This window comes from Pseudomonas sp. RtIB026 (assembly GCF_016861355.2).
Taxonomy (GTDB): Bacteria; Pseudomonadota; Gammaproteobacteria; order Pseudomonadales; family Pseudomonadaceae; genus Aquipseudomonas; species Aquipseudomonas peradeniyensis.
Genome location: NZ_AP023348.2, coordinates 4,127,618 through 4,140,932 on the forward strand (window position 1 = coordinate 4,127,618; position 13,315 = coordinate 4,140,932).

A 13,315-nucleotide genomic window follows, 5' to 3' on the forward strand; every position below is an offset into this window, starting at 1 on the left:
GGCCGAGCCTGATGCTCGCCGCTGGCGGATAACGGGAAGGTGATGGGGGGATTACAATCGTGTCATTCGCGGCCGTGGGATCGGCATCCCCGGCCACCTTTCATATCTGTAACCCGGGCGTCATGCCGCTGTCGGCTGCCCGTCGCTAGCGTGGACTGCGAAACGAACCTTTCGGAGACACGCACCATGCTACGACCGACCCTGATCGCCGCCCTGCTGGCGCTTTCCCTTTCGGCCCAGGCCACGGGCTTTTCCAGGCTGGACAACGAGCAGCTGCTTGAAGACCACCAGCAGGCCGTGGCGGCCTACGCGGCGCAACGCGCCAAGCCGATGCCGGAGATCGTCGACTATCGCTATGGCATGAAGCTCGACGTCGCCCGCCTCGTGCGCCAGTCGGGCGACCCGCGCACCTGCGAGGTGGTGCCCCGGCTGATGACCTTCGAGGACAGCCAGGGCACCCTGCGCACCGTGCGCTATTCGGTGCAGTCGCAATGCATCAACAACAAGTAGCTCAGCCGCGCAGCCCGTCCACCAGCTGCAGGCTGTTGCGCCCGCCGCGCTTGGAGGCGTACAGCAGCACATCGCCCTGCTCGATCAGGGCCGCCAGGCTGGCCGGTGGCCGGTCGAACAGGTTGGCGCCGATGCTCAGGGTCACCGCTTCGGGGGTGCGGAACAATTGCTCGGCCGTGGCCTGGAACTGCCGGCGCAAGGTATCGGCCAGCTGTTCAATGGCCTGGCGCGACGCATCACCCAGCAGGATGACGAACTCGTCACCACCCCAGCTTGAAGTGGTCGATGTCGATCAGCAACAGAGCGCCCGGACGTTGCGGCGAGACCTCCTTCAGCAGGTTCGCCGCCCGCACCTCCAGGGCCCGACGGTTGTACAGCGCGGTCAGCGGATCGCGCGCGGCCAGGCGCTCGATGCGCTCCTCGCGGCGGTAGCGCACAGTGCCGGTCATCGACAGGGCGATCAGCATGATCGCCATGGCACCCTCCACCAGCGACGCCTGGATGATCTGCCCGCGGAACGCCGTGAGGTCGATCAGCGTCCCCGGCAGCAGCGCCGGCAAGGTCTTGGCCAGGTAGAACAGGCCATGCAGCAGCAGGATGTAGCGCAGCTGGACCGCCCCCACGCTGAGGGACTTGCCGTGCGGGCGCAGCAATGCACTGGCGTACAGGGTGAAGCTGGCGACCAGCAGCGAGTTGACCACCAGGAAAGTCTTCGACCACAGCGGCCATTGCGGCAGCAGCAACAGGCCGAGCCAGAGCAGCGGCGCCAGGTAGCAGGCCCGTGACAGGCGCGCCTCGGTGAAGCGCGAAACCCCCAGTAAAAACAGCCAGTGGGCGGCGACCAGCATGCCATTGGCGAACCAGATGCCGATGAACAGATAACCACTGCCGCGCAGCAGGGCAAGCGAGGAGCCGACGCTGATGGTGGCGAAGCTGGCGCTCCAGCACAGCAAGGAAGACTCGCGCACACTGATCCATTCCACGGCCAGGTACAAGGCGGCGACCGCGGCCAGGGCGATGGAGAGGGTCAGCAGGGTGGAAGCGTCGAACGCCATGGGTGGGAGTGGCCTGTGAATTACCGTTCAGAGCGCTGATTGTATGCGCTCGACGGCGTTTGCACAGGTACATTTGATATCCAAATGATGGCATTTCGACGGGAAACACATCCGTCCGCGCTATTGCCCGGAAAGGAAGCTCACCAGCTGCCGCCCATGGGAGCTCAGCGCCTCCCAGCCACGAAAGCAGATGCGCAGTTCCAGGGTCGCCCAGCGCTCCTCCAGCGCCACCCGGCGCACCGCCAGTTCCTGTTCGGCGCGTACCGCGGCGGTCTCGGGCAGCATGGCGATGCCGGCGTGCTGGGCCACCAGCTGGGCGATGGCTTCGAAGCTGGGGGCGCGTACCCGCACCTTCAGCGGCATGGCCAGGTTCATCGCCAGCTCCTCGACGAAACGCTGCATGGCGCGCTCGGCCGGCAGACAGACGAAGGGAAAACCCAGGGCGTCCGCCAGGCGCAGCTGGCCACGCCCGGCCAACGGGTGATCGAGCGGCACCAGCAGCACCAGGCGTTCGGTGCGAAACGGCAGCGACACCAGGCCATCGTTGACCAGGTTGCCGTCGTACACGCCGATCTCGCACTCACCGGCCAGCACCACCCGCAGCACATCGATGCTCTTGTGCTCGACCAGTTGCAGGTCCACCTCCGGGTAGTCGGCCAGGAACGGCCCGAGCACCGCCGGCAGCAAGGTGCTGTTGGTCACCGTGGAGGCCGCCAGGTGCAGGGTAATGCGCCGCTGGCCGGCCAGCTCGCCTAGGGTGTCGTGCAGCTTCTGCGCCTCGCCCAGCACGCCGCGCGCCGACTCCAGCACCAGGCGCCCGGCGGGGGTCAGCTGCATGCCGTCGGCCTTGCGCAGGAACAGGGTCAAGCCACAGCGCGCCTCGAACAGGCGCAGCCGGGTGCTGGCGGCCGACACCGCCACCGGAAAGGTCGCCGCCGCCTTGCTCAGGCTGCCGGTCGCGGCGATGGCCGCGAGCAGGCGCAGGTCCACGAGGTCGAAGTGCATCGAGGCTTCTCCAAATCAGAACGCCATGTTCGAGAAAAAGCGATTCTAGCCTGCCTGCGTTCTGCGCAGAATAAGCCACGCCCCTTTGCCGTCACGGACCTGTCATGACCCGCCTACCCGCCCCGCTCCACCGCGCCCTCGCCAACGGCAGCCTGTATGCCGTGCTCGCGGCCCTGGGTTTCAGCTTCAAGGCCATCTTCGTCAAGCTCGCCTATGCCGCCGGCCCCGTGGACGCCATCAGCCTGCTGGCGCTGCGCATGGCCTTGTCGCTGCCGCTGTTCGCCTGGCTGGTGTGGGCCAGCCGTGGCCAGGACGGAGCGCCGCTGAGCGCCGGCGATGGCCTGCGGGTCGCCCTGCTCGGCCTGTTCGGCTACTACCTGGCCAGCCTGTTCGACTTCTATGGATTGCAGTTCATCAGCGCCGGCCTCGAGCGCCTGATCCTGTTCACCTACCCGACCCTGGTGCTGGTGATCCAGGCCGTCGTCCAACGCGAACGCCCCACCTTGCGCACGCTGGCGGCCATGGGCCTGTGCTACCTGGGGCTGGGCATCGCCTTCGTGCATGACATCGGCAGCGCGGGCGGCGGCAACCAGGTGCTGGTCGGCTCGTTGTGGGTATTCGCCAGCGCGGTGACCTATGCCCTGTACTACTCCGGTACCGGGATGATGCTCAAGCGCATGAACTCGATGCGCCTGGCCGGCCTGTGCGGCAGCGCCTCGTCGCTGATGGTGCTGGCCCACTACCTGCTGGTGGCGGATGTCGCGCCGTTGCTGCAGCTGCCGAGCGCGGTGTGGCTCAACGCGGCGCTGATGGCGTTGTTCTCCACGGTGCTGCCGATCTACTGGGTGGCCCTGGCGATCCAGCGTATGGGCCCCACGCACACGGCGGCGGTGGGCAACCTGGGGCCGGTGCTGACCATGCTGGCGTCTTGGCTGATCCTCAGCGAGGCGGTCTCGCTGTACCAGGTGGCCGGGCTGGTGCTGGTGTTGTTCGGGGTGTCGCGGCTGAAACCCGCGAAAAAGCCCGCGCCCCAGCCCGCAGCCCCTACACAGAGCATGTCGCGCTTGTGACTATTGGCGAATCCATGGCATAGAAAGCAGTCCACCTGCATAGCGCCATACTGGAGATTCCCCATGAGCAAGCCCTACGTTCCGCCCAAGGTCTGGACCTTCGAGGCGCCCTCCGGCGGCCAGTTCGCCAGCATCAACCGTCCGGTGGCCGGGCCCACCCACGACAAGCCGCTGCCCACCGGCAAGCACCCGCTGCAGCTGTACTCCCTGGCCACGCCCAATGGCGTCAAGGTCACCATCCTCCTGGAAGAACTGCTGGCCCTCGGCCACGGCGGCGCCGAATACGACGCCTGGCTGATCCGCATCGGCGAGGGCGACCAGTTCGCCAGCGGCTTCGTGCAGGTCAATCCCAACTCGAAGATCCCCGCCCTGCTCGACCGCGGCGTCGAACCGCCGGTGCGGGTGTTCGAGTCCGGTTCGATCCTGCTGTACCTCGCGGAAAAGTTCGGCGCCTTCCTGCCCAAGGACATCGCCACGCGCACCGAAACCCTCAACTGGCTGTTCTGGCAGATGGGCTCGGCGCCTTACCTGGGCGGAGGTTTCGGCCACTTCTACGTCTACGCGCCGGAAAAGTTCGAGTACGCCATCAACCGCTTCACCATGGAAGCCAAGCGCCAGCTCGACGTCCTCGACCGCCGCCTGGGCGAAAGTGCCTACCTGGGCGGCCCCGAGTACAGCATCGCCGACATCGCCGTGTGGCCCTGGTATGGCCAGCTGGTGCGTGGCAACCTGTACGGCGCGGCGGAGTTCCTCGCGGTGCACGAATACCCGAACGTACAGCGCTGGGCCGAAACCATCGCCCAGCGCCCGGCCGTACAACGCGGCACCCGGGTCAATCGGACCTGGGGCGAGGAAGCCAGCCAGGTGGCGGAACGCCATTCGGCGGCGGACCTTGCCTGATATCGAACGGGGTCGATTGCCGGCCCTGCTCCCAGGGCGATATCAATTTAATGGCATCGCATCCTAAAGTTCCCTGCGACGCGGCCGTCATCCTGCTCAGATTTCACACCTGTGCAAGGAAGTCCCACGTTGAACACACTGCTGCGAGCCGCCACCCTGGCGGCTCTGCTGTCCATGACCGGTTGCATTTCCTATAACGTCACCGGCCCCGTCGGCACCCCGCCACACCCTGCCTCGGTCACCAGCCCACGCACCGCGCAGATTGCCGACGTGGTGGTGTCCGCCCCCGGCATCGACGAAGCCACGCGCACCACCATCAGCCGCTCGCTGACCAGCCAGCTTGGCCAGTACGTGGAAAAAGGCGGCTACTTCAAGGCCATCAGCGAGTACCCCACTCGCCTCGACGAGCAGGACGTGCTGCTGAAGTTCGACATGACCTCCCTCAAGGGCCGTCGCGCCCCGCACCCGGGCTACTTCCCCGGCGCCCTGCTGACGCTGACGCTGTGGATCTGGGTCAATGGCCCGATCTATGTCGACAGTTTCGATGTCGCCGGCGACCTGGTCATCGTCGACCGCAACGGCAGCGAGCTGGCCAGGGCCAAGGACCAGGTCAAGCTCGAGCGCAATGTCGGCCTGTATGGCCGCGAATACTGGGCACCGACCATGGGCTCGAAACAGCTCAACCAGCTGGTGACCGAACTGATGGACACCGCCACCGTGCAACTGGCCAAACGTTGAAAGAAGGGATCACCCCATGAACGGCTTCAAACACCTGCTGCTGCTCGGCGCACTGCTGCTCGGCGGCTGCGTCTCCTACTCCACCGGCGACCTGCCCCCGGTCGGCACCTGGCCGCCCAAGGCCAGCGTCGAGGCGGTCAAGCCAAGTGCCTACCTGCGCAGCACGTCGCTCTTCAAGGCCAACAACAACCCGGCCACCGCCGCCGCCGGCGCCCAGGCGCAGATGTGGGAAAAGACCCTCACCGAGACTTACCAGGAGTCCGGACGCTTCACCCAGGTGACCACACAGAAAGGCACGGCCGACCTGTACGCCGAATCGACCCTGACCAACCATGAGCAGTTCGTCGTGGCCTCGGCGTTCATCACCGGCTTCACCTTCTTCATCGTGCCGTCGACCGCCAAGAACACCTTCACCCTGGAGACCGTGTTCAAGGACAAGGACGGCAAGGAAATCGGCCGTGTCAGCAAGAGCGAGTCGGTGCGCACCTGGATGCAGCTGGTATTGATCGTCGGCCTGCCGTTCCAGGCCGATACCCGCGACGTGGTCCGCGAACTGGCCCGCAGCACCCTGGACGAGGCGGTACAGCGCAAGTTGCTGTAATCAGCAAAGCCCATCGATAACGGGGGAGCGGCGGTTCGCCGCTCCCCGGTTATTCAGCCCTGCCCCGCAAGCGCCTGAATGCCGCGCTGCAACGAAGCATTTCGCCACTGCATGCCTGCGCCCATCGGGACCTTCTTGCTACACTCGCGCCATGATTTTTCCACCTGCACAACTGTGGTGACAGCATGATCGAGGTAACCGAGGTTTCCATTGCCGAGCTGCGCGACGCGCTCGAGTCCGGCCGCACGACCGCCGTCGAACTGGTCAAGGCCTACCTGGCGCGCATCGACGCCTACGATGGCAAGGACACCGCCACCGCACTCAATGCCGTGGTTGTGCGCAACCCTGACGCGCTCAAGGAGGCCGAAGCCTCCGACGCCCGCCGCGCCCGTGGCGAAACCCTCGGCCCGCTGGACGGCATTCCCTACACCGCCAAGGACAGCTACCTGGTCAAAGGCCTGACCGCCGCCTCCGGCAGCCCGGCGTTCAAGGACCTGGTCGCCCAGCGTGACGCCTTCACCGTCGAGCGCCTGCGCGCCGGCGGCGCCATCTGCCTGGGCAAGACCAACATGCCGCCCATGGCCAACGGCGGTATGCAGCGCGGCGTCTACGGCCGCGCCGAGAGCCCGTACAACGCCGCCTACCTGACCGCGCCCTTCGCCTCCGGCTCGTCCAACGGCGCCGGCACCGCCACCGCCGCCAGCTACAGTGCCTTCGGCCTGGCCGAGGAAACCTGGTCCAGTGGCCGTGGCCCGGCCTCGAACAACGGCCTGTGCGCCTACACCCCGTCGCGCGGGGTGATCTCGGTGCGCGGCAACTGGCCGCTGACGCCGACCATGGACGTGGTCGTGCCCTACGCCCGGACCATGGCCGACCTGCTGGAAATCCTCGACGTGGTGGTGGCCGACGACGCCGACAGCCGCGGCGACCTGTGGCGCCTGCAGCCCTGGGTGCCGATCCCGGCCGCCTCCAGCGTGCGTCCGCAGTCGTACCTGGACCTCGCCGTGGGCGCCGAGTCGCTCAAGGGCAAGCGCTTCGCCGTGCCACGCATGTACATCAACGCCGACAGCGAAGCCGGTACCTCGCAGAAGCCTGGCATCGGCGGCCCGACCGGCCAGCGCATCAACACCCGCGCCAGCGTGATCGACTTGTGGAAGCAAGCCCGCCAGGCGCTGGAAGCGGCCGGCGCCGAAGTGGTCGAGACCGCCTTCCCGCTGGTGTCCAACTGCGAGGGCGACCGCCCGGGCGCGCCGACCGTGTTCACCCGCGGCATCGTCAGCAAGGAATTCCTCCATGACGAACTGTGGGAGCTGTCCGGCTGGGCCTTCGATGACTTCCTGCGCGCCAACGACGATCCCAAGCTCAACCGCCTGGCCGATGTCGACGGCCCGCGGATCTTCCCCCACGACCCGGGCACCCTGCCCAACCGTGAGGACGACCTGGCCGCCGGCATGGACGAATACGTCAACATGGCCAAGCGCGGCCTGAAGACCTGGGACCAGATCGCCAGCGTGCCCGATGGCCTGCGCGGCCTGGAAGCCACCCGCAAGCTCGACCTGGAAGACTGGATGGACGCCCAGGGCCTGGATGCGGTGCTGTTCCCCACCGTGGCCGACGTCGGCCCGGCGGACGCCGATGTGAACCCCGCATCGGCGGATATCGCCTGGAGCAACGGCATCTGGGTGGCCAACGGCAACCTGGCGATCCGTCACCTGGGCGTACCGACCGTGACCGTGCCGATGGGCGTGATGGCCGATATCGGCATGCCGGTGGGCCTGACCTTCGCCGGCAAGGCGTACAGTGACAACAATCTGTTGAAATTTGCTGCCGCCTTCGAGTCGACCGGCTCGCGTCGCATGATCCCGCCGCGCACGCCCAAGCTGGCGGACCCACAAGGCTGAAGTACCGGCCACATCCTGTAGGAGCGGCCTTGTGCCGCGAAAAGGCTGCGTAGCAGCCCCAGGTTCAGTGATCAGGCAAAGATCGCCGGGGTCGCTGTGCGCCCCTTTCGCGGCACAAGGCCGCTCCTACAAGGATCGCGCAAGGCTTGAGGGGGCGTGATCAACGAGCACGCTGGTAAAACTCAACAAATCATGCAAATATCAACTTTATGTTGATATTTGCATGATCCCATGACCCTCCTCGAAGAACGCCAGCTCACCCTGACCATCCTCAAGGCCACCCTGCAGGCCCTGGGCAGTGTCGTCCCACGCAACGTCGAAATCCTCCTGCACGACCTCGATCACCCGGAGCGCTCGGTGGTGGCGATCGTCAACGGCCATCTCTCCGGCCGCCGGGTCGGCAGTCCGATTCTCGCCGCCCCCGAGCAGGACCAGGGCTTCAAAGCGCTGATGCAGGCCTCGGCCGACCAACAAGGTTGCGCGCCAGTGGTGCTGCCCGACTACCCCACCACCCTCAAGGGTCGCAGCCTGCGCAGCGCCACGGCGATCTTCCGTGATCGCAATGGCCACCCCTTCGCCAGCCTGTGCGTGAACACCGATGTCACCGGCCTGGACGCGGCCATGGCCTTTCTCCAGCACTTCCAGCCACTGGGCGCCACACCGGCGGCGACCGACGAGGCGGCCGACATGACCGCGCTGATGGCCGGGATCATCCAGGATGCGCTGCAACGCAGCGGCCAGGGGCGGATGAACAAACAGGCCAAGGTCGAGGCCGTGCGCATCATGCAGGAGCGCGGCCTGTTCATCGTCAAGGGTGGCGTGGAGAAAGCCGCCGAGGCCCTCGGCGTGACCCGCTATACCATCTACAACTACCTGGAGCAGTTGCGCGGCGAACCCGCCACGGCTGCCCGCGACTGAACCCCGGAGCCCATCATGCCGCTGCACATTCCTACCCCACTGATCGAATCCCGCCCGCTGTCCCTGAGCGCCGGCCGCCCGGTGTGGCTCAAGCTCGAAGCCCTGCAACCGTGCGGCTCGTTCAAGCTGCGCGGCGTCGGCCACGCCTGCGAGGTCCACCATGCCCGCGGTGCCCGGCATTTCGTCTCGTCGTCCGGTGGCAACGCCGGCCTGGCGGTGGCCTATGCCGGGCGCAAGCTCGGTGTGCCGGTGACCGTGGTGGTGCCCGAGACCACCACCGAGCGGGCCAGGGAACTGCTACGCCTGGAAGACGCCAGCGTGGTCGTGCGCGGCAGTTCCTGGCAGGAAGCCAATGAGCACGCCCAGACCCTGGTCGGCGCGGACGACGCCTTCATCCACCCGTTCGACGATCCGCTGCTGTGGACCGGCCACGCCAGCATGATCGACGAAGTCGCCGCAGCAGGTTTCAAGCCCGACGCGGTGGTGCTTTCGGTTGGCGGCGGCGGCCTGCTCTGCGGGGTGGTCGAGGGCTTGCAGCGCAACGGCTGGCACGACGTACCGGTACTGGCGGTGGAGACCGACGGCGCGGCGTCGCTGCACGCCGCCATGGCCGCCGGGCATACCGTGGAACTGCCGCGCATCGCCTCGGTGGCCACTTCGCTGGGCGCCAAGCGGGTCGCCGAGCAGGCGCTGGCCTGCACCCGCCAGCAGCCGGTGCTCAGCCACCTGGTCAGTGACCGCGAAGCCCTCGACGCCTGCGAGCGGCTGCTGCGCGACCATCGCCTGCTGGTGGAGCCGGCCTGCGGCGCCGCGTTGGCCCTGCTCGAACACCCCGAGGCCATGGCGGCCTACGGCAATGTGCTGGTGATCGTCTGCGGCGGCGCCACCGCCACGCTGGAGCAGATCCGCGCCTGGCGAGCGACCTGCTGATTCGACACAGACCCGTTCTGCTGGAACAAAACCTAATTTTTGATCCAGGGCAAGCCCGCTCCTATGGAACAACACGCAACCCATTGATTTAGCTTGGCCTTGTGGGAGCGGGTTTATCGAACCGCCGCACCGCCGCGAAGCATCCAGCGCGGTGTATGGCACCGGCTGCGCCGGTGTTCGCGGGTGAACCCGCTCCCACAGGGATAACAGTTCCCTGCGCGACAGCGTAGCCCGAAGGGCTGGGTGATCTGCGCACAGGAATCCGTGCTGCTATCGGCGAGCACGCCACCGCTATATACTTTTGAACATATCGATTCAGAAGTACATGTTTGCCATGCCCAGTATCCGTGACCGCAACCTGCAACTGATCCTTGCTGCCGCCAGCGAAGAATTCGCCCACCACGGCTTCGCCGCCGCCCGGGTCGATGACATTGCCGCCCGCGCCGGCCTGCCCCGGGCCAATGTGTTCTATTACTTTCGCAACAAGCGCCTGCTTTACGCAGCCGTGCTCGACCTGGTGATGGAGCCGCTGCTACGCGCCGCGCGCAGCCTGGTGCCGGACGCTCACCCCGAGCAGGCCCTGCCCCGCTACTTCAAGGCCAAGGCCGAAGTGGCGCGGCGTCATCCCGGTGCCGTGCGGGTATGGCTCAAGGAAATGCTGCATGGCGCCCGGCAACTGCCAGGCGAGCGCGCCGAGCTGCTGCAGCAGAGTGCCCGGCAGACCCTGGCCTGTCTGGCGCAGTGGATGGACCGGGGGCTGATCGTGCGGACCGCGCCAGAGCATCTGCTGCTGTTCCTCTGGTCCACGTCGCTGGCGACCTTCCGCTTCGGCATGGCCCCCGGCAGCTCGGGGCAGATCAAGCCGACCCATGCATCCACTCAGGCCCAGTCCGACCTTCTGCTGCGCAGCCTGCGCCCGGAACCATGGCCATTGGGCAGGATCGCCTGATCGCTATATCAATAAAAATATAACGACTATCTTACCTGCAATGCATTGAATGATCGCTCTCTTCCCGCGCTCATCGGATTCTCCCTGCGCCCGGGAACAGCCGATTACGATAGTCACATTCGTTTGTTCAACTTGCTGTTGCCCCAGCAGGAAAAGGCTGTCGGTCGGCCATTGCGGCGCGGACCGGTCCGGCACCAGGGACGGCACAGCCGCGGGCCTGATGGCGCTTCGCTAACGAAGAGCAGCGCAACTCGGACGAAATGCGTCTCGCGCCCTTTCGTAGCGCGGCAAGTGAAGGCACAATGCGTGTCCTTTTTTTGGCCGGCCTGGCCGGGGGCCTTTAAATGATCAAGACGCCGTACTACCTCATCGATAAACAGAAACTGCTGGGCAACATGGAAAAGATTGCCTATGTGCGCCAGCAGTCCGGGGCCAAGGCCCTGCTCGCCCTCAAGTGCTTCGCCACCTGGTCGGTGTTCGACCTGATGCAGCAGTACATGGACGGCACCACTTCCTCCTCGCTGTACGAGCTCAAGCTCGGCCGCCAGAAATTCGCCGGCGAGACCCACGCCTACAGCGTGGCCTGGGCCGACGATGAAGTCGAAGAGATGCTCGAGAACTGCGACAAGATCATCTTCAACTCCATCGGCCAGCTCGAGCGCTTTTCCGAGCAATCCGAGGGCAAGGTGCGCGGCCTGCGCGTCAACCCGCAGGTGAGCAGCTCCGACTACCTGCTGGCCGACCCTGCGCGCCCATTCAGCCGCCTGGGCGAGTGGGACCCGGAAAAGATCGAGAAGGTGATCGAGAAGATCTCCGGCTTCATGTTCCACAACAACTGCGAGAACGGCGACTTCGGCCTGTTCGACAAGATGCTCACGCACATCGAGGAGCGCTTCGGCCACCTCCTGCACAAGGTGGAGTGGGTCAGCCTCGGTGGCGGCATCCATTTCACCGGCGAAGACTACGCGGTGGACGCGTTCTGCGCGCGCCTGAAAGCCTTCTCGGAAAAATATGGCGTGCAGGTCTACCTGGAGCCGGGCGAAGCGGCCATCACCAACAGCGCCTCGCTGGAAGTGACCGTGCTCGACACCCTGTACAACGGCAAGCACCTGGCCGTGGTCGACAGCTCGATCGAGGCGCACCTGCTCGACCTGCTGATCTATCGCCTCAACGCCAAGATGGCGCCCAACGACGGCGCGCACACCTACATGGTCTGCGGCAAGTCGTGCCTGGCCGGCGATATCTTCGGCGAGTATCAGTTCGACAAGCCGCTGCAGATCGGTGACCGCCTGTCGTTCGTCGACACCGCCGGTTACACCATGGTCAAGAAAAACTGGTTCAACGGTCTGAAAATGCCGTCCATCGCGGTCAAGCAGCTCGACGGCAGCGTCGAGGTGGTGCGCGAGTTCGGGTTCGAAGACTACGTTTCGAGCCTGTCGTAAGACAGGCTTTCATGAAGGAGAGAAGCTGAATTGAAGAAGAACGTTCTTATCATTGGTGCAGGAGGTGTCGCCAAGGTGGTGGCCCACAAGTGCGCACAGCATAACGACGAACTGGGTCGTATTGCGATTGCGTCACGGAACATCTCCAAATGCCAGGCCATCATCGACAGCGTCAAGGCCAAGGGTAGCCTCAAGGTACCCGCCGACATCCAGGCCTTCTCGCTCAACGCCCTCGATGTCGAGGCGACCAAGGCACTGATCCGCGAGACCGAATCGCAGATCGTGATCAACGTTGGTTCCGCCTTCCTCAACATGTCGGTGCTGCGCGCCTGCATCGATACCGGTGTCGCTTATCTTGACACCGCGATTCACGAAGAACCGGGCAAGATCTGCGAAACCCCGCCCTGGTATGGCAACTACGAGTGGAAACACCTCGAGGAATGCCAGCAGAAGAACATTACCGCCATTCTCGGTGTCGGCTTCGACCCGGGTGTGGTGAACAGCTACGCGAAACTCGCGCAGCAGCAGTATTTCGACCGCATTGATTCGATCGACATCCTCGACGTCAATGCCGGTTCCCACGGCAAGTACTTCGCCACCAACTTCGACCCGGAAATCAACTTCCGCGAGTTCACCGGGCAGGTGTGGAGCTGGCAGAACAGCCAGTGGACCAGCAACACCATGTTCGAAGTCAAGCGTACCGACGACCTGCCGGTGGTGGGTTCGCAGAACCTGTACCTGACCGGCCACGACGAGGTGCACTCGATCTCGAAGAACCTCAACGTGCCAAACGTACGTTTCTGGATGAGCTTCGGCGAGCACTACATCAACGTGTTCACCGTGCTGAAGAACCTCGGCCTGCTTTCCGAGCAACCGGTCAAGACCGCCGAAGGCCTGGAAGTGGTGCCGCTGAAAGTGGTCAAGGCCGTGCTGCCGGATCCGGCCTCGCTGGCCCCGGGCTACACCGGCAAGACCTGCATCGGCGACCTGGTCAAGGGCACCAAGGATGGCCAGCCGCGCGAAGTGTTCATCTACAACGTGGCTGATCACGAAGAAGCCTACGCCGAGACTGACAGCCAGGGCATCTCCTACACCGCCGGCGTGCCGCCGGTGGCCGCCGCGCTGCTGGTCGCCCGTGGCGAGTGGGACGCAGGGCGCATGGTCAACGTCGAGGAGCTGCCGGCCGAGCCGTTCCTCAAGGCGCTGGACGTGATGGGCCTGCCGACCCGCGTCAAGGATGAAAAAGGTGACCGTCCGTGGGACGCTGAAGCCTAAGCTGCACGACGAAGGGGCGCC

Annotated in this window: 12 protein-coding genes and 1 pseudogene; 11 read left to right on the forward strand and 2 right to left on the reverse strand. The window is 65.4% G+C overall.

Annotated features, from left to right (window positions below; all coding sequences use genetic code 11):
- Positions 1-186 precede the first annotated feature (186 nt).
- Positions 187-510 (forward strand): DUF2790 domain-containing protein, encoded by a 324-nt coding sequence (locus tag PRtIB026_RS18335; protein WP_186733182.1) that lies wholly within the window; start codon positions 187-189, stop codon positions 508-510.
- 1 nt (position 511) lies between these two features.
- Here the strand turns inward: PRtIB026_RS18335 and PRtIB026_RS18340 are convergent.
- Positions 512-1,565: pseudogene (locus tag PRtIB026_RS18340) on the reverse strand (diguanylate cyclase domain-containing protein).
- 120 nt (positions 1,566-1,685) lie between these two features.
- Entirely contained in the window at positions 1,686-2,570 is an 885-nt protein-coding gene (locus PRtIB026_RS18345) for a LysR substrate-binding domain-containing protein (protein ID WP_203652388.1), read from the reverse strand.
- Positions 2,571-2,674: 104 nt separating this feature from the next.
- On the opposite strand from PRtIB026_RS18345, the gene PRtIB026_RS18350 reads away from it, so the two are divergent.
- The 10 genes from PRtIB026_RS18350 to PRtIB026_RS18395 all read left to right on the forward strand — a co-directional run bounded on the left by PRtIB026_RS18350 (position 2,675) and on the right by PRtIB026_RS18395 (position 13,294).
- Entirely contained in the window at positions 2,675-3,640 is a 966-nt protein-coding gene (locus PRtIB026_RS18350) for a DMT family transporter (protein WP_203652387.1), read from the forward strand.
- A 63-nt stretch (positions 3,641-3,703) separates the two neighbouring features.
- Positions 3,704-4,540 (forward strand): glutathione-dependent disulfide-bond oxidoreductase, encoded by an 837-nt coding sequence (yghU, locus tag PRtIB026_RS18355; protein ID WP_203652386.1) that lies wholly within the window; start codon positions 3,704-3,706, stop codon positions 4,538-4,540.
- Positions 4,541-4,714: 174 nt separating this feature from the next.
- Positions 4,715-5,278 carry a hypothetical protein gene (locus PRtIB026_RS18360; protein ID WP_203652631.1) on the forward strand — a complete coding sequence of 188 codons (564 nt, stop codon included), beginning with the start codon at positions 4,715-4,717 and terminating at the stop codon, positions 5,276-5,278.
- A gap of 16 nt (positions 5,279-5,294) precedes the next feature.
- The gene (locus PRtIB026_RS18365) at positions 5,295-5,879 is read left to right on the forward strand and encodes a hypothetical protein (RefSeq protein ID WP_203652385.1); all 585 of its coding nucleotides are present in this window, start codon (positions 5,295-5,297) and stop codon (positions 5,877-5,879) included.
- A 185-nt stretch (positions 5,880-6,064) separates the two neighbouring features.
- Positions 6,065-7,780 (forward strand): amidase, encoded by a 1,716-nt coding sequence (locus PRtIB026_RS18370; protein WP_203652384.1) that lies wholly within the window; start codon positions 6,065-6,067, stop codon positions 7,778-7,780.
- Positions 7,781-8,011: 231 nt separating this feature from the next.
- Positions 8,012-8,698 carry a helix-turn-helix transcriptional regulator gene (locus tag PRtIB026_RS18375; RefSeq protein ID WP_203652383.1) on the forward strand — a complete coding sequence of 229 codons (687 nt, stop codon included), beginning with the start codon at positions 8,012-8,014 and terminating at the stop codon, positions 8,696-8,698.
- 15 nt (positions 8,699-8,713) lie between these two features.
- The gene (locus PRtIB026_RS18380; RefSeq protein ID WP_203652382.1) at positions 8,714-9,628 is read left to right on the forward strand and encodes a pyridoxal-phosphate dependent enzyme; all 915 of its coding nucleotides are present in this window, start codon (positions 8,714-8,716) and stop codon (positions 9,626-9,628) included.
- 334 nt (positions 9,629-9,962) lie between these two features.
- A complete protein-coding gene (locus tag PRtIB026_RS18385; protein ID WP_267812638.1) occupies positions 9,963-10,577 on the forward strand; it encodes a TetR family transcriptional regulator C-terminal domain-containing protein in 615 nt (204 codons plus the stop codon).
- A 344-nt stretch (positions 10,578-10,921) separates the two neighbouring features.
- The gene (gene nspC, locus PRtIB026_RS18390) at positions 10,922-12,019 is read left to right on the forward strand and encodes a carboxynorspermidine decarboxylase (RefSeq protein WP_203652380.1); all 1,098 of its coding nucleotides are present in this window, start codon (positions 10,922-10,924) and stop codon (positions 12,017-12,019) included.
- Positions 12,020-12,049: 30 nt separating this feature from the next.
- On the forward strand, positions 12,050-13,294 hold the full coding sequence (locus PRtIB026_RS18395) for a saccharopine dehydrogenase family protein (RefSeq protein WP_028691662.1): 1,245 nt from the start codon (positions 12,050-12,052) through the stop codon (positions 13,292-13,294).
- Positions 13,295-13,315: the final 21 nt, after the last annotated feature.